General features: G+C 45.3%; 16 protein-coding genes and 10 tRNA genes. 25 read left to right on the top strand and 1 reads right to left on the bottom strand.

What is annotated here, in order from left to right:
* Positions 1-72 precede the first annotated feature (72 nt).
* The 9 genes from eno (at position 73) to rpoS (ending at position 7,781) form a co-directional block, all read left to right on the top strand.
* Positions 73-1,371 carry a phosphopyruvate hydratase gene (gene eno / locus AB4486_RS05350; protein ID WP_017059033.1) on the top strand — a complete coding sequence of 433 codons (1,299 nt, stop codon included), beginning with the start codon at positions 73-75 and terminating at the stop codon, positions 1,369-1,371.
* Positions 1,372-1,772: 401 nt separating this feature from the next.
* Positions 1,773-2,054 (top strand): cell division protein FtsB, encoded by a 282-nt coding sequence (gene ftsB, locus AB4486_RS05345; RefSeq protein ID WP_010435786.1) that lies wholly within the window; start codon positions 1,773-1,775, stop codon positions 2,052-2,054.
* Entirely contained in the window at positions 2,054-2,755 is a 702-nt protein-coding gene (ispD, locus tag AB4486_RS05340) for a 2-C-methyl-D-erythritol 4-phosphate cytidylyltransferase (RefSeq protein ID WP_017059032.1), read from the top strand. The genes ftsB and ispD overlap by 1 nt, the downstream gene beginning before the upstream one ends.
* Before the next feature lie 2 nt (positions 2,756-2,757).
* Positions 2,758-3,237 carry a 2-C-methyl-D-erythritol 2,4-cyclodiphosphate synthase gene (ispF, locus tag AB4486_RS05335; RefSeq protein ID WP_004739053.1) on the top strand — a complete coding sequence of 160 codons (480 nt, stop codon included), beginning with the start codon at positions 2,758-2,760 and terminating at the stop codon, positions 3,235-3,237.
* Between the two features lie 22 nt (positions 3,238-3,259).
* On the top strand, positions 3,260-4,306 hold the full coding sequence (truD, locus tag AB4486_RS05330) for a tRNA pseudouridine(13) synthase TruD (RefSeq protein ID WP_017059031.1): 1,047 nt from the start codon (positions 3,260-3,262) through the stop codon (positions 4,304-4,306).
* Positions 4,307-4,387: 81 nt separating this feature from the next.
* On the top strand, positions 4,388-5,131 hold the full coding sequence (surE, locus tag AB4486_RS05325) for a 5'/3'-nucleotidase SurE (protein WP_017067358.1): 744 nt from the start codon (positions 4,388-4,390) through the stop codon (positions 5,129-5,131).
* A complete protein-coding gene (locus AB4486_RS05320; protein ID WP_017059029.1) occupies positions 5,132-5,758 on the top strand; it encodes a protein-L-isoaspartate(D-aspartate) O-methyltransferase in 627 nt (208 codons plus the stop codon).
* 35 nt (positions 5,759-5,793) lie between these two features.
* Positions 5,794-6,702, top strand: a complete 909-nt coding sequence (gene nlpD / locus AB4486_RS05315) for a murein hydrolase activator NlpD (protein WP_372116631.1) — start codon at positions 5,794-5,796, stop codon at positions 6,700-6,702.
* 98 nt (positions 6,703-6,800) lie between these two features.
* Entirely contained in the window at positions 6,801-7,781 is a 981-nt protein-coding gene (rpoS, locus tag AB4486_RS05310) for an RNA polymerase sigma factor RpoS (RefSeq protein ID WP_017059027.1), read from the top strand.
* Positions 7,782-7,921: 140 nt separating this feature from the next.
* Here the strand turns inward: rpoS and mutS are convergent, their stop codons facing one another.
* Positions 7,922-10,483, bottom strand: coding sequence for a DNA mismatch repair protein MutS (gene mutS / locus AB4486_RS05305; RefSeq protein ID WP_017059026.1), 2,562 nt, complete (start codon positions 10,481-10,483; stop codon positions 7,922-7,924).
* A 124-nt stretch (positions 10,484-10,607) separates the two neighbouring features.
* On the opposite strand from mutS, the gene AB4486_RS05300 reads away from it, so the two are divergent.
* The 16 genes from AB4486_RS05300 to AB4486_RS05225 all read left to right on the top strand — a co-directional run bounded on the left by AB4486_RS05300 (position 10,608) and on the right by AB4486_RS05225 (position 19,399).
* Positions 10,608-11,102, top strand: a complete 495-nt coding sequence (locus AB4486_RS05300; protein WP_372116650.1) for a CinA family protein — start codon at positions 10,608-10,610, stop codon at positions 11,100-11,102.
* Between the two features lie 139 nt (positions 11,103-11,241).
* Positions 11,242-12,282 carry a recombinase RecA gene (gene recA, locus AB4486_RS05295; protein ID WP_017056586.1) on the top strand — a complete coding sequence of 347 codons (1,041 nt, stop codon included), beginning with the start codon at positions 11,242-11,244 and terminating at the stop codon, positions 12,280-12,282.
* Between the two features lie 332 nt (positions 12,283-12,614).
* Entirely contained in the window at positions 12,615-15,197 is a 2,583-nt protein-coding gene (gene alaS, locus AB4486_RS05290; protein WP_102428517.1) for an alanine--tRNA ligase, read from the top strand.
* Positions 15,198-15,417: 220 nt separating this feature from the next.
* Positions 15,418-16,599, top strand: a complete 1,182-nt coding sequence (locus AB4486_RS05285; RefSeq protein WP_372116649.1) for an aspartate kinase — start codon at positions 15,418-15,420, stop codon at positions 16,597-16,599.
* A 92-nt stretch (positions 16,600-16,691) separates the two neighbouring features.
* Positions 16,692-16,889: a carbon storage regulator CsrA gene (csrA, locus tag AB4486_RS05280; protein ID WP_102451467.1), complete on the top strand. Its 198-nt coding sequence runs from the start codon at positions 16,692-16,694 to the stop codon at positions 16,887-16,889.
* Between the two features lie 474 nt (positions 16,890-17,363).
* Positions 17,364-17,456: transfer RNA gene (locus AB4486_RS05275), tRNA-Ser, on the top strand.
* A gap of 43 nt (positions 17,457-17,499) precedes the next feature.
* Positions 17,500-17,576 (top strand) — tRNA-Arg (locus AB4486_RS05270).
* Positions 17,577-17,620: 44 nt separating this feature from the next.
* Positions 17,621-17,713, top strand: a tRNA-Ser gene (locus AB4486_RS05265).
* 89 nt (positions 17,714-17,802) lie between these two features.
* A tRNA-Arg gene (locus tag AB4486_RS05260) sits at positions 17,803-17,879 on the top strand.
* A 67-nt stretch (positions 17,880-17,946) separates the two neighbouring features.
* Positions 17,947-18,023 (top strand) — tRNA-Arg (locus tag AB4486_RS05255).
* 80 nt (positions 18,024-18,103) lie between these two features.
* Positions 18,104-18,180: transfer RNA gene (locus tag AB4486_RS05250), tRNA-Arg, on the top strand.
* Positions 18,181-18,262: 82 nt separating this feature from the next.
* Positions 18,263-18,339 (top strand) — tRNA-Arg (locus tag AB4486_RS05245).
* Between the two features lie 58 nt (positions 18,340-18,397).
* Positions 18,398-18,474, top strand: a tRNA-Arg gene (locus AB4486_RS05240).
* A gap of 57 nt (positions 18,475-18,531) precedes the next feature.
* A tRNA-Arg gene (locus AB4486_RS05235) sits at positions 18,532-18,608 on the top strand.
* A gap of 81 nt (positions 18,609-18,689) precedes the next feature.
* Positions 18,690-18,766: transfer RNA gene (locus tag AB4486_RS05230), tRNA-Arg, on the top strand.
* 375 nt (positions 18,767-19,141) lie between these two features.
* Entirely contained in the window at positions 19,142-19,399 is a 258-nt protein-coding gene (locus tag AB4486_RS05225; protein ID WP_004741884.1) for an oxaloacetate decarboxylase subunit gamma, read from the top strand.
* Position 19,400: the final 1 nt, after the last annotated feature.

Below are 19,400 nucleotides of genomic sequence, written 5' to 3'. Positions count from 1 at the left end.
CAGGTAGCTGCGTAAGTTGTGCTGCTACCTTTAAATTTGACATTTATATATTCAACGAGAAGGAAACATTCAATGTCTAAGATCGTTAAAGTTCTAGGTCGTGAAATCATCGATTCACGTGGTAACCCAACTGTAGAAGCTGAAGTACACCTAGAAGGCGGTTTCGTAGGTATGGCTGCTGCTCCATCTGGCGCATCTACTGGTTCTCGCGAAGCTCTTGAGCTACGTGACGGCGACAAATCACGTTTCCTAGGTAAAGGTGTTCTTAAAGCTATTGAAGCTGTAAACGGCCCAATCGCTGAAGCTCTAGTTGGTACTGACGCTAAAGCACAAGCTGACGTTGACCAAATCATGCTTGACCTAGACGGTACTGATAACAAGTCTAAGTTCGGCGCGAACGCTATCCTAGCTGTATCTCTAGCTAACGCAAAAGCTGCTGCTGCTGCGAAAGGCATGCCTCTATACGAGCACATCGCTGAGCTAAACGGTACTGCTGGTCAGTTCTCTATGCCTCTACCAATGATGAACATCATCAACGGTGGTGAGCACGCAGATAACAACGTTGACATCCAAGAGTTCATGATCCAACCAGTTGGCGCTAAAACTCTTAAAGAAGGTCTACGTATCGGCGCTGAAGTATTCCACAACCTAGCTAAAGTTCTTAAGTCTAAAGGCTACAGCACTGCAGTTGGTGATGAAGGTGGTTTCGCTCCTAACCTTAAGTCTAACGCTGAAGCTCTAGAAGTTATCGCAGAAGCTGTTGCAGCTGCTGGTTACGAACTAGGTAAAGACGTTACTCTTGCTATGGACTGTGCAGCATCTGAGTTCTTCGACAAAGAAGCTGGTATCTACAACATGAAGGGCGAAGGTAAAACTTTCACTTCTGAAGAGTTCAACCACTACCTAGCTGAGCTAGCGAACAACTTCCCAATCGTTTCTATCGAAGACGGTCTTGACGAGTCAGATTGGGATGGCTTCAAGCACCAAACTGAACTTCTAGGCGACAAGCTTCAAATCGTTGGTGACGATCTGTTCGTTACAAACACTAAGATTCTTGCTGAAGGTATCGAGAAAGGCGTAGCTAACTCTATCCTTATCAAGTTCAACCAAATCGGTTCTCTAACAGAGACTCTAGCTGCTATCAAGATGGCTAAAGACGCTGGCTACACTGCAGTAATCTCTCACCGTTCTGGCGAAACTGAAGATGCAACTATCGCTGATCTAGCGGTAGGTACAGCTGCAGGTCAAATCAAAACTGGTTCTATGAGCCGTTCTGACCGTGTTGCTAAGTACAACCAACTTATCCGTATCGAAGAAGCTCTAGGTTCTAAAGCTCCTTACAACGGTCTTAAAGAAGTTAAAGGTCAATAATTCGTCCTATTTGGCACTGTAGCTGCGTTAACTGCAGAAGATTCACTAAGTCACATAGGAAACTATGCTCCATAGCTGAATCTTCTTTGTTGCCTTGCTACAGCACCAACTAGTTAGAATTATGCACTAATACTTTTGAATGCCTCGCTTATGCGGGGCATTTTTTTGTCTGTAGAAAACTGAATGAAAGAAGCTCTAGGCTCTAAAGCTCCTCCTTGTCACATATAAAGTTCGTCATTCCCTAGACTGACGAAGGAAGGAGTAGGGAATCTCATTGTTTTCCTGACAATGACTCCCCGACTTATTGATTCCCTGACACCACATATCTCGCACCAATAAGCTCATTATGGTATATATGTGCCTTATTCTAGTTCCTTCTTTTTCAACCGGCGAAAGGTGTTATGCGAATTTTTGCTTTAGTACTGCTCATAGTGTTTGGCTGGCTACAACACACACTGTGGCTCGGTAAAAATGGTATCTCTGATTACTACGGTGTGAACAACGAAATCCAAGTTCAACAGCAAGTAAATGAAAAGCTGCATATTCGAAATGCAGAAATGTTTGCTGAAATTGACGATCTACGCCAAGGCTTAGACGCGATAGAAGAACGCGCACGTCATGAACTTGGAATGGTCAAAGAAGGTGAAACGTTTTATCGCATCATTGGTGAGGAATCCCATTAATGTCGACTCAACTTCAAAGCGTGATTGCCGTTGTACCTGCGGCGGGCGTCGGTAGCCGAATGAAGGCAGACCGCCCTAAGCAATATCTCAAGATTCACGACAAAACAATTTTAGAGCACACCATTGAGAAATTACTGTCTCACCCACAAGTCGCTCAAATTGTCGTTGCGATCAGCGATGATGACCCATACTACCCTGATCTAGCACTCAACCTGAACCCGCAAGTGATCAGAGTGTCAGGCGGAAGCGAGCGAGCGGACTCTGTACTCTCTGCGCTAAACTATATCGCTGAGCAGCAGCTTAGTGATTGGGTAATGGTTCACGATGCGGCAAGGCCGTGTGTTCAGCTAAGTGATATCGACAAGCTAATTTCCGGCGCGATGAGCCATGATGTGGGCGCTATTTTAGCGGCTCCAGTTCGTGACACGATGAAGCGCGGTGCCCAAGGGCAGATCGAGCATACCGTTGAGCGTGCCGATTTATGGCATGCACTTACGCCGCAAATGTTCAGAGCAAAGCCTCTGTGGAAGGCATTAAGTGAGGCGTTGCAACAAGGCGCTTCAATTACTGATGAAGCCTCAGCCTTTGAATGGAAAGGTTTATCGCCCGCTTTAGTGGCAGGGCGTTCAGATAATTTTAAGATTACTCAGCCTGAAGATTTAGCGCTTGCTGAGTTCTATTTAAGTCAGAATAAGGAATAATGATGATTCGTATTGGCCATGGCTTTGATGTACATAAGTTTGGTGGTGAAGGCCCGGTAATTATTGGTGGTGTAAGCATCCCTTACGAGCAAGGTCTTATTGCACACTCAGACGGTGATGTTGCCCTTCATGCGTTATGTGACGCTCTATTGGGTGCGATTGCTGCGGGTGATATTGGTCGTCATTTCCCTGATACCGATGACGAATGGAAAGGTGCGGATAGCCGTGAGCTACTGAAAGATGTTTATCGTCGAGTAAAAGAGCAAGGCTACGTGATTGGTAATGCCGATATTACTATCATGGCGCAAGCACCAAAAATGGCGCCTCATATAGACTCTATGTGCCAAGCTATTGCACAAGACTTAGAAACCAGCATCAGTAATGTGAATGTAAAAGCGACGACCACAGAGCGTTTAGGTTTTACAGGTCGCAAAGAGGGCATCGCATGTGAAGCGGTGGTCCTAATTACCAAAAGTGCGTAAGCACCAACACGAAAAGAACAGCATGTCAGATATTTTATCTTCATTGGCTTATCTAAACGGTAAACCAACTGCGAAAGCAAAACTAAAAGCAAAAGCCGAACACTTTGTCGTTAATGAAGACTTGGGTTTTGAGTTTGCTGGTGAAGGCGAGCACCTAATGGTTCGTATTCGTAAAACTGGTGAAAACACGAGCTTCGTAGCAAACGAGCTGGCTAAAGCTTGCGGTGTTAAGTCGAAAGACGTGAGCTGGGCGGGTTTGAAAGACCGCCACGCTGTGACAGAGCAGTGGTTGAGTGTACACCTACCAAAAGGTGAGCCTGACTTTTCAGGGTTCTTAGCACAGTACCCAAGCATTGAAATCTTAGCGACAGCGCGACACAACAAAAAGTTACGTCCAGGCGATTTAGTTGGCAACCAATTTGAGTTGACCTTGTCTGAAGTAACGGATTGCGATGATGTGGTCAAGCGTTTGGAAAAAGTCGCTCAAGTGGGCGTGCCAAACTACTTTGGTGCTCAGCGTTTTGGCAATGAAGGTAACAACCTATCTGAAGCTCGTCGTTGGGGCCGCGATAACGTTCGTACTCGTAACCAGAATAAGCGCAGCTTGTACCTTTCTGCTGCTCGTTCGTGGATTTACAACCTGATCCTTTCAGACCGTATTGAGCAAGATGCGTTTGCATCAGCATTGGTTGGCGATATCGTGGTGAAAGACGGTGCTCAACTGGCAGTAACAGCAGACAACATTGAAGCTGTAAACCAAGACATTGCGAACGGTTCTGCTTTGATAACTGTTGCTTTGGCTGGCGATAATGCCTTACCAACGATTGATGAGTCTCAAGCTCTAGAACAGAAACACCTTGATGCTGAACCGGATCTAATGGCTCTGATTCGTGGTAACCGTATGCGTCATGATCGCCGTGAAGCGTCACTGAAACCAACAGACTTAACTTGGGAAGTGAACGAAGATAATGTCACGCTTAAGTTCTCTCTTGATGCGGGTTGTTTCGCAACAGCGATCGTTCGCGAATTGGTTGAAGAAGTACACGTAGAGAGAACCTACGAGCAATAACGATTCTGCTTGGAGCTGAGTCACTTGATATTGGAATTTAAGTGACTTGGCTTAGCATGGGAACAAAAGAAAGGATACAAGATGAAGATTTTACTCAGCAATGATGATGGTGTGCACGCTCAAGGTATTCATGAGCTAGCAAATGAATTACGTGATCTTGCTGAAGTTATCATTGTGGCACCTGACCGAAATCGCTCAGGTGCTTCAAATTCATTAACTTTAGAACAACCTTTGCGCGTTCAAGAAATTGCAGAAAATACCTACTCGGTACAAGGCACGCCGACCGACTGTGTGCATTTTGCGTTAAATGAACTGCTCAAGAACGATATGCCCGATCTGGTTTTAACGGGTATTAATCACGGTGCTAACCTTGGTGACGATGTGCTTTATTCAGGCACAGTCGCAGCCGCAATGGAAGGGCATTTCTTAGGCGTTCAATCGGTGGCATTTTCATTGGTGGGTAAAAAACATTTTAAGACAGCGGCAGCGATTGCTCGTCGTATCGTCGAACAACATTTAGTCAACCCAATCCCAACTAATCGCCTGTTAAACGTCAATGTGCCTGATTTGGCTTTAGAACAACTCTCTGGTACTCAAGTTACGCGCCTCGGTGCTCGTCACCACGCTGAAGATATGATCAAGCAAAAAGACCCGCGTGGTCACGATATCTATTGGCTTGGCCCTCCGGGTAAAGAGCAAGATGCCGGTGAAGGTACCGATTTTTACGCGATTGAGCATGGCTTTGTGTCGGTAACACCGTTGCAGGTTGATCTGACGGCGCATGAGTCGTTGGGTGCGATGGCAACATGGTTAGGGGAGAAGTAAGTGAGTAATCCGCAAGCTGAGCGTTTAATTACTTTCCTGATTGAAAATGGTATTCAGGATCAAAAGGTTCTTGATGCGATTTACCAACTGCCGAGAGAGAGCTTTTTATCACAGGCGATGTACCATCAAGCTTATGATAATAATGCGCTGCCGATCGGACAGGGGCAAACCATCTCGCAACCATATATTGTTGCTAAAATGACAGAGTTACTTGAGTTACAACAAGATAGCCGCGTTTTGGAGATTGGAACGGGTTCTGGTTACCAAACCGCAGTATTGGCTCAGCTTGTTGATCATGTCTATTCGGTTGAAAGAATAAAGTCGCTACAATGGGATGCTAAGCGTAGGTTGAAGCAACTCGATTTCTACAATATTTCAACTAAGCATGGTGATGGTTGGCAAGGGTGGTCTTCAAAGGCGCCTTTTGATGCGATTATTGTTACCGCTGCTGCAGAGTCGATTCCTCAAGCGCTTCTGCAACAGCTGAAAGATGGTGGTCGTTTACTGATTCCTGTTGGGGATGATGAACAACAACTGTTGAAGATCGTTCGTCACGGCGATGAATTTTTGTCGAGTGTTATCGAAATGGTGAGATTTGTACCTCTTGTTCCTGGTGAACTAGCTTAATAACAAGATTAATGGTGTAGGTGGATAGAGAGTCGATGCGTTCGAAGTTGTTTAAAGGAAGTACTTTACTGCTTAGCTGTGCCCTTGTTGGGTGTGCAGCGAATTCGCCTGCGCCGGTTTCAAGCCTTAACAAGAAATACTCATCGATTGATCGTGGTAGTTATCGCGGCAGTTACTATGAAGTGAAAAAAGGCGATACGCTTTATTTCATCGCTTATGTGACCAATAAAGACGTCAATGACCTCGTCAGCTACAACAAATTGTCTGCGCCTTATACTATCCACCCCGGGCAGAAGCTTAAGTTGTGGCGTCCTAGCTACAATGCGCCAGCGTATGGTAAATCAACGGTAGCGGCAGCAGCAGCGCCTGTCGCGGCATCGACAACGTCATCTGCGGCAAGTAAACCTAAAACCACATCGCAACCGAGCAAAAACTCTAAACCGGCTCCAGCTCAAACTACCACCAAAGTGGTGAAAAAAGATCCACCAAAGAAGGTTGAACAATCCAAATCAAAGGAGTATGTTGGTTCTAAAGGTAAACAGAATGTTACACCGCCCACCAAACCAACAAGTGATAAAGTATCCAAATGGTTATGGCCAACTAAAGGGAGAGTAATCAAGAGTTTCTCTGTAGGCGAACAAGGAAATAAAGGCATAGACATAGCAGGACAGCGAGGTCAGCCAATAGTATCTACTGCAGGGGGAACGGTTGTTTATTCGGGTAATGCACTACGAGGCTACGGCAATCTAGTGATTGTGAAGCACAATGATAATTACTTAAGTGCATACGCGCACAACGACCGACTATTAGTATCTGAAGGGCAAAGTGTGAAACCAGGGCAGAAGATTGCAACAATGGGAAGCTCTGGAGCCAGCAGTGTTAGGCTGCACTTTGAGATTCGTTACCAAGGTAAGTCCGTTAATCCAAAACGATATTTACCTTAAATACAATATGCAAAAATTACGTATTGTATGGAGTGACATAGTCATTTAGCGACATATGAAGTTGTAATGTCATGCTAATTTCGCCAGGGGGAGGCGTTATGAGTATAAGCAATGCAGTAACCAAAGAAGAGTTCGATCTTGACCAAGCAACCACGGAACCGGAAGCTCTTGGAAAAGCAAAACGAACAGTCACTAAGAAAACCGAAGCGAAAGAAGAAGTTGAAGTTACGTCTAAAAGTTTAGATGCCACTCAACTCTACTTAGGCGAAATTGGTTTCTCACCACTACTAACCGCTGAAGAAGAAGTGCTATATGCACGTCGAGCTCTACGCGGTGATGAAGCAGCACGTAAACGCATGATCGAAAGTAACCTGCGTTTAGTGGTAAAAATTTCACGTCGTTATAGCAACCGCGGCCTTGCACTTCTCGATCTAATCGAAGAAGGCAACCTAGGTTTGATTCGCGCCGTAGAGAAGTTTGATCCAGAGCGTGGCTTCCGCTTCTCAACTTACGCGACATGGTGGATTCGTCAAACCATTGAACGTGCGTTAATGAATCAGACTCGCACTATCCGTTTGCCAATCCATGTTGTGAAAGAGCTGAACATCTACCTACGTACTGCAAGAGAGCTATCACAAAAGCTTGACCATGAACCAACGGCAGAAGAAATTGCTTCTAAGTTAGATAAGCCGGTTGGTGATGTGAGCAAGATGCTTCGTCTAAACGAAAGAGTGAGCTCTGTTGATACGCCAATTGGTGGTGACGGTGAGAAAGCGCTGTTGGATATTATTCCAGACATCAATAATTCAGATCCTGAGGTTTCAACTCAAGATAGCGATATCAAGAACTCGTTGATTTTCTGGCTTGATGAGCTGAATCCTAAGCAGAAAGAGGTGCTTGCGCGTCGCTTTGGACTACTGGGTTATGAACCGTCAACATTAGAAGAAGTGGGCCGCGAAATCAGCCTGACTCGTGAACGTGTTCGTCAAATCCAAGTTGAAGGTCTTCGCCGTCTACGTGAGATTCTTATCAAGCAAGGTCTGAATATGGAAAACCTGTTCAACGTAGAAAACGACTAATTGAACGGATGATGCTTCTCTAAATAGAAGACAAATAAAAACGCTGACTTTAAGTCAGCGTTTTTTTGTTTGTGGCTTTGGTATTTCATGCCGTCTAATCAAAATAGCAGTACGGCCATAACAAGCTACTTGGTAAGAAACTAAAGCAGCTTCTTCAAGCGGTAAAGTTCTTCTAATGCTTGGCGAGGAGTTAGATCATCAGGATCAACATTCGCTAGCGCTTGCTCTACTTCACTCGGTTCTGGGATCAGGCTCAGTTGGTTTGCGATATCGACACCGCTTGGCTTCGATGTTGGCGACTCCATACTTAACGCTTCTAACTGAGTCAGCTTCGCACGAGCATTCTTGATCACTGCTTTCGGTACGCCAGCTAAACCTGCAACCGCTAGACCATAAGATTTACTTGCAGCACCTTCTTGAACTGCGTGCATAAAGGCAATGCTATCACCATGCTCAACCGCATCTAAGTGTACGTTTGCTAAAGTTGGAAGTTGGTTAGGTAGTTCAGTTAGCTCAAAGTAGTGCGTTGCAAACAGTGTCATCGCATTGATTTGATTGGCTAGCCACTCTGCACTTGCCCAAGCCAGAGACAGGCCATCGTAAGTACTGGTACCACGACCGATTTCATCCATTAGCACAAGGCTGTTTGGTGTTGCATTGTGCAGGATATTTGCGGTTTCTGTCATCTCAACCATGAAGGTTGAACGGCCAGAAGCCAAATCATCGGATGCGCCAATACGCGTAAAGATACGGTCGATAGAGCCGATGGTTGCGCTTTCTGCAGGAACATAACAACCGATATGAGCCATCAATGCGATGAGTGCCGTTTGGCGCATGTAGGTCGATTTACCACCCATGTTGGGACCCGTGATGATCAGCATCTTACGTTGATCATTCAGGTCGATAGGGTTAGCAATGAAAGGTTCGTCCATCACTTGTTCAACAACAGGGTGACGACCGGCCTGAATTTGTACGCCAGCAGACTCTGTCATGGTTGGACGACAGTAATCAAGGGTATCTGCACGCTCAGCCAAGTTCTGTAGAACATCAAGCTGAGATACTGAAGAGGCGATATTTTGTAGGCGCTCTAGATACGGCAGTAGTAAGTCAAACAACTCTTCCCACAGCTGTTTCTCGATAGCGAGTGCTTTCGACTTAGAGTTAAGTACTTTGTCTTCGTGCTCTTTTAGCTCAGGAATGATGTAACGCTCAGCATTTTTCAGCGTTTGACGACGAACATAGTGTGGCGGCACAAGATGGCTTTGCCCACGGCTTACTTGAATGAAGAAACCATGTACGTTGTTGTAGCCAACTTTTAGCGTGTCGATGCCATGACGTTCACGCTCTTCTTGCTCAAGCTTATCAAGAAATTCAGTTGCGCCTGCTGCAAGGTCGCGCCATTCGTCTAACTCGGCATTGTAGCCTTCTGCAATCACACCACCGTCACGGATAACCACCGGTGGGTTCTCTTTGATTGCACGTTCAAGCAGCTCAGAAACCTCATCCACAGGAGAAGCATATTGAGCAAGTTGAGTTAGGTATGGGTGCTTCAGTTGCGTCAGTGTTTCAGCAAGCTCTGGCAAATATTCCATTGCTTGGCGAAGACGCGCCATATCGCGAGGGCGAGCAGAGCGAAGTGCTAATCGAGCGAGAATACGTTCGATATCACCAATCTGTTTTAAGGTTGGCTGTAGTTCTGTGAATAGAGCCAAATCTTTCATTTCACCAATTGCATCTAAGCGCTGATCGAGTGCAGATATATTGCGCATTGGTTGATGTAACCAACGCTTAAGCATACGGCTACCCATTGCTGTCGCAGTGTGATCAAGTACTTCGGCAAGGGTGTTATCAGTACCACCCCCAAGATTTTGCGTGATCTCCAAATTACGACGAGTTGCAGCATCAAGGATCACCGAGTGATCTTGTTTATCCATCGTGAGTGAACGGATATGAGGGAGGGCAGTACGTTGGGTATCTTTCACGTATTGGATCAAACAACCAGCCGCACATAGACCCAGTTTCGCGCTTTCTACGCCAAAGCCAACCAGATCGCGAGTACCAAACTGCTTATTCAATTGCTGCTTAGCGGTGTCTAATTCAAATTCCCATACAGGGCGGCGGCGGTTGCCATTACGGCTTGCCATTAAATCGACGGGTTCGAAATCTTCAGGGAACAGCAGCTCACGCGGAGAGGTTCTTTGTAGCTCAGCGGCCATCGCTTCTTCTGTTTCTGGCTCGCAAAGTTGGAATCGGCCAGAGGTAATATCAAGTGTCGCATAACCGAATTTACCGTTGTGGTGATAAATGGCTGCAATTAGGTTATCAACGCGTTCAGAAAGCAAGGCTTCGTCGGTTACGGTACCCGGTGTCACGATACGCACTACTGCGCGCTCAACAGGGCCTTTTGAAAGTGCTGGATTACCAATCTGTTCACAAATTGCTACGGACTCACCAAGTTGCACTAACTTTGCAAGGTATCCTTCAACCGCATGGTATGGAACACCTGCCATCGGAATCGGTTCACCATTTGATGAGCCACGCTTAGTCAGTGAAATATCGAGGAGTTGAGAGGCTTTTTTAGCGTCATCGTAGAAAAGCTCGTAGAAATCGCCCATGCGGTAGAACAGCAGAATTTCTGGGTTTTCTGCTTTCAGTTTTAGATACTGCTGCATCATGGGAGTATGTTTTTGATCGGCTTTCACAGTTAACTTCTTTCGTTTATTTCTATTGCGGCTTAGGATACGTGAAAGCGTTTCGTGCGAAAAGCGGCTGATGCGAAAAGATGCGAATCCAAATGATATGACAGTAAATAAAGGGAAGCAGATGATGCAGATGACTCAAGACCTTAGTGAGCAGCTTGGACATTTACTCGCTAAACACAAACACGTGTTAGTGACGGCTGAATCTTGCACTGGCGGAGGTGTCGCGAGTGCAGTCACCGATATTGCGGGCAGCTCTGGATGGTTTGATCGCGCTTTTGTTACGTACAGCAATGAAGCCAAACAAGAGATGATCGGTGTACAGCTTAAAACCTTAATGGAGTTCGGCGCCGTGAGTGAGCCTGTCGTAATAGAAATGGCGAGCGGGGCATTGCAACATTCAAACGGGACGATCTCTGTATCAATCAGTGGCATCGCTGGCCCAGGTGGCGCGACCGAAGATAAGCCTGTTGGTACAGTATGCTTCGCGTGGAAAGCGCTAAATGGCTGGGATAAAGTAGAAACGCATGTATTTACAGGCGACAGATCACAAGTACGCCAACGAGCCACGCACCATGCCCTGCAAGTTATTTATGATTACCTATCAATGGAAGGTAAGTAACATTTGTACAAATTATTTTCATACAGGTATAGACACTGTATGAATCAACAGTATAATGAAAGCCAATTAGTCACCCCTATGTGGGTTAGAAATAGATTCTAGATCGCTTGTTGAGACAACCGATTATGTGGAGATAGAAATGGACGAGAATAAACAAAAAGCGTTAGCCGCAGCCCTTGGTCAGATTGAAAAGCAATTTGGTAAAGGTTCTATCATGCGTCTTGGTGATAACCGCACAATGGACGTAGAAACTATTTCTACAGGTTCTCTATCTCTAGATATCGCACTAGGTGCTGGTGGCCTACCGATGGGACGTATCGTAGAAGTTTACGGTCCAGAATCATCAGGTAAAACAACGCTAACGCTTGAGCTTATTGCTGCAGCACAGAAAGTGGGAAAGACGTGTGCATTCGTTGATGCGGAGCACGCACTAGACCCTATCTACGCTCAAAAGCTTGGTGTTGATATCGATGCACTTCTTGTTTCTCAACCAGATACTGGTGAGCAAGCGCTGGAAATCTGTGACGCACTGGCTCGTTCAGGTGCAATCGACGTTCTTGTTATTGACTCAGTAGCAGCCCTAACACCAAAAGCAGAAATCGAAGGCGAAATGGGCGACAGCCACATGGGTCTTCAGGCTCGTATGCTTTCTCAAGCAATGCGTAAGCTGACGGGTAACCTTAAGCAGTCTAACTGTATGGCTATCTTCATTAACCAAATTCGTATGAAAATTGGTGTGATGTTCGGTAACCCAGAAACAACAACAGGTGGTAACGCACTTAAGTTCTACGCATCTGTTCGTCTTGATATTCGCCGTACTGGTGCGATTAAAGATGGTGATGAAGTTGTTGGTAACGAAACTCGTATCAAGGTCGTTAAGAACAAGATTGCTGCACCATTCAAACAAGCTGAGACTCAAATCCTTTACGGTAAAGGCTTCAACCGCGAAGGTGAGCTTATCGACTTAGGTGTTAAGAATAAGCTAGTAGAAAAAGCAGGCGCTTGGTACAGCTACAAAGGCGATAAGATCGGCCAAGGTAAAGCTAACGCTGGTAAATACCTACGTGAAAACCCAGAAGTTGCTCTAGAGATCGATACTAAACTTCGTGAGTTACTACTGACTCCTGCTGTTCTTGAAGAGAAAGACGTAGAGAAAGAAGAAGAAAACGAAGAGCTATAAGCTCACGTTTTATAGAGTGGATGTTTGAAAGAAGCATCCGCTTTGAAAGAATTTAAAGCCTCGCATATTTTATGCGGGGCTTTTTTATTGGATCTGCTCCGTCGAGCATGTCTTTGGTCAAATCTCTCTCGTTGACTGAGTTTCTTCGGTACTAGGTCGTCAATTTAGTTCTGCTTTTCCACGGCAAGATATAGTGGAATATTCTTCATTTTATCGAATTCCCACTAAAATCCTGCCCAAGGGTGTCTTTTCTACAAGAAAACTAGTCGAAGCCTTAACCATGATCTACAATACGGCAAAATTCTAACTCGACTATTTTCAGGAAGAGCTGCATGTACATGAGCACTGATGAGGTTCGCAACGCGTTCCTTAAGTTCTTTGAGAGCAAAGAACACCAAATCGTAGACAGTTCATCGTTAGTTCCACATAACGATCCAACCCTGCTATTCACTAACGCAGGTATGAACCAATTCAAAGATTGCTTCTTAGGCGCCGAAAAGCGTGCCTACACTCGAGCAACTACGGCTCAGCGTTGTGTACGTGCGGGTGGTAAACACAATGACCTTGAAAACGTAGGTTTCACGGCTCGTCACCACACGTTCTTCGAAATGCTAGGCAACTTCAGCTTTGGCGACTACTTCAAAGAAGAAGCGATTGGATTTGCTTGGGAATTCCTGACTGAAACTCTTCAACTGCCAAAAGATCGTCTACTGGTAACGGTATACGAGACAGATGATGAAGCATTCGATATCTGGAACAAGAAAGTAGGTGTTCCTGCTGACCGTATCGTTCGCATTGGCGACAAAGAAGGCGGTAAACAGTTCGAGTCTGATAACTTCTGGACGATGGGTGACACAGGTCCTTGTGGTCCATGTACTGAAATCTTCTACGATCACGGTGAGCACATCTGGGGCGGCCGTCCTGGTACACCTGAAGAAGATGGTGACCGTTTCATCGAGATCTGGAACAACGTATTCATGCAGTTCAACCGTCACGCTGACGGCACAATGGAACCGCTACCTAAGCCTGCTGTAGATACAGGTATGGGTATTGAGCGTATTTCTGCAATCATGCAGGGCGTTCACTCTAACTACGAAATTGATGTATTCCAAAAGCTAATCAAAGCGACTGCGGAAGTTGTTGGTCATGACGATCTATCTAACCAATCGCTACGCGTTATTGCTGACCACATCCGTTCTTGTTCATTCCTAATTGCTGACGGTGTTATGCCTTCAAACGAAGGTCGTGGCTACGTTCTACGTCGTATCATCCGTCGTGCAGTTCGTCACGGTAACAAGCTTGGCGCACAAGGCGTGTTCTTCCACAAACTTGTGGGCGTACTGGCTGAAGTGATGGGCTCTGCGGCAGATGAACTTAAGAAACAGCAAGAGCTGGTTGAAAAAGTACTTCGCATTGAGGAAGAGAACTTTGGTCGTACGCTAGAGCGCGGCATGGTTATTCTTAATGACGCACTAGATGCACTTGAAGGCAAAGAGCTTGACGGCGAAACAGTTTTCAAACTTTACGATACATACGGCTTCCCAGCTGACCTTACTAACGATGTAGCTCGCGAACGCGATTTTACTATCGATGAAGAAGGCTTTGAGAAGGCGATGGAAGCACAGCGTAAGCGTGCACGTGAAGCTGGCCAATTCGGCACGGATTACAACGCGACAATCAAAGTAGACACCAATACTGAGTTCTGTGGTTACACAGCAACTGAAGGTGCTGGTGAAATCTCTGCGCTATTCGTTGACGGCGAAGAAGTATCTTCACTATCGGCTGGCGACAAAGCAATCATCATCCTTGAAGAGACACCATTCTACGCTGAGTCAGGCGGTCAATGTGGTGATGCTGGTACACTAAAAACAGCGTCGGGTCTTTTCAAAGTACAAGACACTCAGAAGCTAGGTAACGCATTTGCGCACCACGGTGAGCTAGTTGAAGGTGTATTTGCTAAGGGCGATAAAGTAGAAGCAACGGTTGACGCTGAGCGTCGAGCTGCTATCTCACTAAACCACTCTGCCACTCACTTACTTCACTCTGCATTGCGCGAAGTGCTAGGTGAGCACGTTGCTCAGAAAGGTTCTTTAGTTAAGCCAGATAACCTACGTTTTGACTTCTCTAACCTTGAAGCGGTAACACCAGCACAGATTAAAGAAGTAGAGCGTCTAGTTAACGCACAAGTTCGTAAGAACCATGTGATTGAAACGAACATCATGGACATCGAGTCAGCGAAAGAAAAAGGTGCAATGGCACTGTTTGGCGAGAAGTACGATGATGAAGTTCGCGTTCTATCTATGGGCGATTTCTCGACTGAACTTTGTGGTGGTATCCACGCAAGCAACACGGGTGATATCGGCCTATTCAAGATCACTTCTGAAGGTGGTATTGCTGCGGGTATTCGTCGTATTGAAGCGGTAACGGGTGAAGCTGCTCTAGATGCAGTAGAAGCTCAGGCTAACGCTTACGAAGAGAAATTGGCTGAATCAGCTAAGAAAGCGAAATCGCTAGAGAAAGAAATCCAACTGCTTAAAGAAAAGATGGCTGCTGCAGAAAGCGCAAATATCATGGGCAAAGTAGAAGACATCTCTGGTACTAAAGTTTTGGTTGCTGCAATTGAAGGCGCAGACAACAAGAACCTACGTACTATGGTTGATAACGCTAAAAACCAAGTAGGTAGCGGCATCATCCTGATTGCGAATATCGCAGACGGTAAAGTTGGCTTGATTGCTGGCGTAACCAAAGACCTTATCGGCAAAGTAAAAGCGGGTGACCTCGTTAAGATGGTTGCTGAGCAAGTTGGAGGTAAAGGCGGCGGTCGTCCAGATATGGCTCAAGCGGGCGGTACCGACGTTGAAGCACTGCCAGAAGCACTTAAATCTGTGCGTACTTGGCTAGAAGAGCGTCTTTAAGCTTAAGTAATTGATACAAAGATGCCCAATCAGTTGATTGGGCATCTTTTATTTTGCCTATTGGAAGTGTGTTTAAACAAGGTTTGATTGAGATTAACCAAGAAGTCTAATGGTGGCGTTAGACTCCTTGGTTAATTTTTTATTGCTTCGCCCTGACGCGGAGTATGTGTTTTTTTGTCATATATAGACATTGGTCTTGGGAAGGTGAGGACGGGTGAAAATGCCTCTTATCGTGCAGAAATTTGGTGGAACGTCGGTGGGTTCAATAGAGCGGATCCATCATGTAGCAGAAAAAATCATTGAAGCGAAAAATGAAGGGAACCAGATTGTGGTTGTCGTTTCTGCTATGTCTGGTGAAACAAATCGGTTAGTTAATTTAGCCACGCAAGTTGATAGCGTACCAAACGCTAGAGAACTGGATGTGTTGTTAACGGCTGGCGAGCAAGTTTCCATGGCCTTGTTAGCAATGACGTTACACAAGTTAGGTTATGAAGCGACATCGATGACTGGCTACCAAGCCAAGATACACACGGATTCTAATCATAATAATGCAGCGATTGAGCGTATTGATACTGCCCCGATTCAAGCTTTGCTAGATGACAATCAGATTGTTATTGTTGCAGGCTTTCAAGGATTCAATGCGAAAGGCGATATCACAACATTAGGCCGCGGTGGTTCAGATACTACAGCGGTCGCGCTTGCAGGTGCCTTGCAGGCGAAAGAATGCCAGATCTATACTGATGTAGATGGTGTTTACTCTTGTGACCCTAGAGTCGTAAAACAATCTCAGAAATTAGATACTTTAGACTTTCCTTCTATGGAAGAGATGGCTCGCCGAGGCGCTAAGGTATTGCACCTTCCTTGTGTTCAGTATGCATGGCAGCACAACGTGCCATTGCGAGTGCTTTCAAGCTTTGAACAAGGCGAGGGCACATTGATCGCGGGTAATCAGTGTTTGAATGATATTGCTGGCATCGCCATCCAAAGAGATATGGTGCGTATCGAGTGTTTGAATGAAGATTTACCGTCTTTCATTTCACATTGCCAACTGTTGGGGATCGAAGTCTGTAGTGTGATCGAGGAAACAGAACGGGCAGCACTCATTATTAAACAAGACATAAGTGCCAAATTAAAACTAGTTTTTGCTGAGAAAATCCGTAATAGTGAACAGGTTAGTTTGTTAACTGTGGTAGGAAGCCGAACACAAGAAATTGTGGTCAGTTCACATGGATTGTTGTCTGAAGGCGAAATTGATGTACAGCATCACTTATTGCAGCAGCAGTCTTTAACTTTGGTGATATCACCAACGCAAGTCGATATGGCTGCTAACATATTACACAATGCATACATCGTAGCGCGTGAAACACATGGTTATCCTAAAAAAGAAGTGCATTTTGGTTAAATAAACTCAATCGATAGTTTACGAAAATATAACTTTTGTTGGATAATACTCTCGTAGCTAGATAAATTTAGAGATTACTCAAGGAGCAAAGAATGCTAATTTTGACTCGCCGCGTTGGCGAAACACTGATGATTGGTGATGAAGTAACAGTTACTGTACTAGGCGTTAAAGGTAACCAAGTACGTATCGGTGTTAACGCACCTAAAGAAGTATCTGTTCACCGTGAAGAGATCTACATGCGCATTCAAGCTGAAAAAGGTAATGGTAACGTTGCAGCTGGCAACTACTAATACTTTTGCGTAGAGAAGAGGCTAGCATTGTTGCTAGCCTTTTTTGATCTTGGGGAACCGAAACACTGATTGGGACATAGATGGGTTGGATAACGGATCGGTCTCAAAGTGGTGAAGTGAATGCTTTGTGATGCTGCGAGATACAGACAAGGTTGAACAGAACTGTTGCTCTGTATTTTGTTTGGCAAAACTCAAGATTTATTCGCTTCCCCTATGGCGAAAATACGCATCCCGTAGTATTGTGCCATCAGCGGTAGCACTTGCTTCTGGAGAAATTAGATAATTGTTTTCGGCTGTTTATTATTGCCAATCTTTCACCTTAATTTTTAAGGGAAAAAGCGCGATTTGAATCTTATAAGTTCAATTTGCAAGCGCTTTGATTAAATAGCAAACGGTTGAGTGTTTTTGTCCAATTTTTTTCAATAAAGTGTTTGACATATTTTCGGTAAAACGTAATATGTGCCTCCGCAAGACGGTGAGGTGGCCGAGAGGCCGAAGGCGCTCCCCTGCTAAGGGAGTATGTGGTTTGTAGCTGCATCGAGGGTTCGAATCCCTCCCTCACCGCCATTTCTTGCGAGTCTAAAATTAGCAATTTAGACAATGTAAATGTGCGTCCTTAGCTCAGCTGGATAGAGTACCTGGCTACGAACCAGGCGGTCGGAGGTTCGAATCCTCCAGGACGCGCCATTCTCTCTTCTCTTACTTGTAAGTGATTTGAGAATAATGAATTAGGTGAGGTGGCCGAGTGGCCGAAGGCGCTCCCCTGCTAAGGGAGTATGTGGTTTGTAGCTGCATCGAGGGTTCGAATCCCTCCCTCACCGCCATTCATTACAGGCCGATGGCCTTTTTTTTTCTTCGTAGCAAGAAGAATGTGATATATTTCACAACTTCATTCTTAATGAATGAACACCGTGCGTCCTTAGCTCAGCTGGATAGAGTACCTGGCTACGAACCAGGCGGTCGGAGGTTCGAATCCTCCAGGACGCGCCACTATTTAAGGGTTTATTTCTTTTAAGAATGAAAGTCCTTGTATTGACTAAGTTGATACTAAAACCGTGCGCTCTTAGCTCAGCTGGATAGAGTACCTGGCTACGAACCAGGCGGTCGGAGGTTCGAATCCTCCAGAGCGCGCCACTATTTAGGGTTTAGTTCTTATAAGAATGTGAATCCTGATATTGATAAATCGTTCGTCGAGAATTAATATCAAAAACCGTGCGTCCTTAGCTCAGCTGGATAGAGTACCTGGCTACGAACCAGGCGGTCGGAGGTTCGAATCCTCCAGGACGCGCCACTATTTAGGGCTTCTTTCTTATAAGAACAGAAATCCTTGTATTGAGTTGTTGTTGTTTACAACGAATTGATACTAAAACCGTGCGCTCTTAGCTCAGCTGGATAGAGTACCTGGCTACGAACCAGGCGGTCGGAGGTTCGAATCCTCCAGAGCGCGCCACTATTTAGGGTTTCTTTTATGAACCCCTGATATTGGGAATACCGATATCGAAAACTGCGCGTCCTTAGCTCAGCTGGATAGAGTACCTGGCTACGAACCAGGCGGTCGGAGGTTCGAATCCTCCAGGACGCGCCACTCTTTAGGGTTTCCTTGTGAACTCCTGATATTGGAAATACTGATATCGAAAACCGTGCGTCCTTAGCTCAGCTGGATAGAGTACCTGGCTACGAACCAGGCGGTCGGAGGTTCGAATCCTCCAGGACGCGCCACTATTTAGGGCTTTTTTCTTATAAGAATGAAATCCTTATATTGATCTCTTGTTAGTAACAATGAATTGATATTAAAACCGTGCGCTCTTAGCTCAGCTGGATAGAGTACCTGGCTACGAACCAGGCGGTCGGAGGTTCGAATCCTCCAGAGCGCGCCACATTATTAGAAAAAGCCTCGTTTATACGAGGCTTTTTTTATGTCTGCTGCAAATTTGTTGCGGCAATGTTAAATTTGTTAGTTGTTTAACTTGTTGTATTTAAAGTAGTTCTTGATTGCTTCTTTGTTATTCCACCTTTCTCATATCAATTCCCAGAAAAGCCCCGTTTAAGTCACAGTTTAAATATCTAAAAATGACGTATTTGACAGATTTATGTGATCTGATAGGCGAATAATTAACCTTATGTGTGCGTTATCCGTAACAGAACCTTAAACAAAATTGACAAACTTTTACCAATCGAGATAATCCATGGGTCGGGATCACTATTCGCTGAAATCCTGTACGTATGTCAGGATGACGAAGAAAGGAAGCAACATGACTAATATTGGAAGCCTGCTAGGAGATGCGGCGACTCTAATGATAACGGGGATGTCCGTTGTCTTTATTTTCCTAACTATTCTAGTTTACCTCGTTCGGTTGATGTCAAAACTGGTACCAGAAGAAGTACCAGAGCCGATCGCAGCACCTAAAAAAATTCAAAAATCACAATCAAACCCTTCAGCTGTTAGTCCACAGGTAGTGGCAGCAATTTCGGCCGCGGTTCATCAATACCGTGCGTCTACTGCTAAGTAGC

Source organism: Vibrio sp. 10N.222.55.C6 (assembly GCF_041473395.1).
Classification (GTDB): domain Bacteria; phylum Pseudomonadota; class Gammaproteobacteria; order Enterobacterales; family Vibrionaceae; genus Vibrio; species Vibrio crassostreae_C.
This window is presented reverse-complemented; position numbering and strand designations above follow the sequence as displayed.

Excerpts from the sequence above, each read along its gene's own strand:
- recA (WP_017056586.1), top strand. The coding sequence starts at position 11,242 with ATGGACGAGAATAAACAAAAAGCGTTAGCCGCAGCCCTTGGTCAGATT.
- AB4486_RS05285 (WP_372116649.1), top strand. The coding sequence starts at position 15,418 with ATGCCTCTTATCGTGCAGAAATTTGGTGGAACGTCGGTGGGTTCAATA.
- AB4486_RS05225 (WP_004741884.1), top strand. The coding sequence starts at position 19,142 with ATGACTAATATTGGAAGCCTGCTAGGAGATGCGGCGACTCTAATGATA.
- alaS (WP_102428517.1), top strand. The coding sequence starts at position 12,615 with ATGTACATGAGCACTGATGAGGTTCGCAACGCGTTCCTTAAGTTCTTT.
- nlpD (WP_372116631.1), top strand. The coding sequence starts at position 5,794 with ATGCGTTCGAAGTTGTTTAAAGGAAGTACTTTACTGCTTAGCTGTGCC.
- eno (WP_017059033.1), top strand. The coding sequence starts at position 73 with ATGTCTAAGATCGTTAAAGTTCTAGGTCGTGAAATCATCGATTCACGT.
- ispD (WP_017059032.1), top strand. The coding sequence starts at position 2,054 with ATGTCGACTCAACTTCAAAGCGTGATTGCCGTTGTACCTGCGGCGGGC.
- surE (WP_017067358.1), top strand. The coding sequence starts at position 4,388 with ATGAAGATTTTACTCAGCAATGATGATGGTGTGCACGCTCAAGGTATT.
- truD (WP_017059031.1), top strand. The coding sequence starts at position 3,260 with ATGTCAGATATTTTATCTTCATTGGCTTATCTAAACGGTAAACCAACT.
- csrA (WP_102451467.1), top strand. The coding sequence starts at position 16,692 with ATGCTAATTTTGACTCGCCGCGTTGGCGAAACACTGATGATTGGTGAT.
- ftsB (WP_010435786.1), top strand. The coding sequence starts at position 1,773 with ATGCGAATTTTTGCTTTAGTACTGCTCATAGTGTTTGGCTGGCTACAA.
- rpoS (WP_017059027.1), top strand. The coding sequence starts at position 6,801 with ATGAGTATAAGCAATGCAGTAACCAAAGAAGAGTTCGATCTTGACCAA.
- ispF (WP_004739053.1), top strand. The coding sequence starts at position 2,758 with ATGATTCGTATTGGCCATGGCTTTGATGTACATAAGTTTGGTGGTGAA.
- AB4486_RS05300 (WP_372116650.1), top strand. The coding sequence starts at position 10,608 with ATGCAGATGACTCAAGACCTTAGTGAGCAGCTTGGACATTTACTCGCT.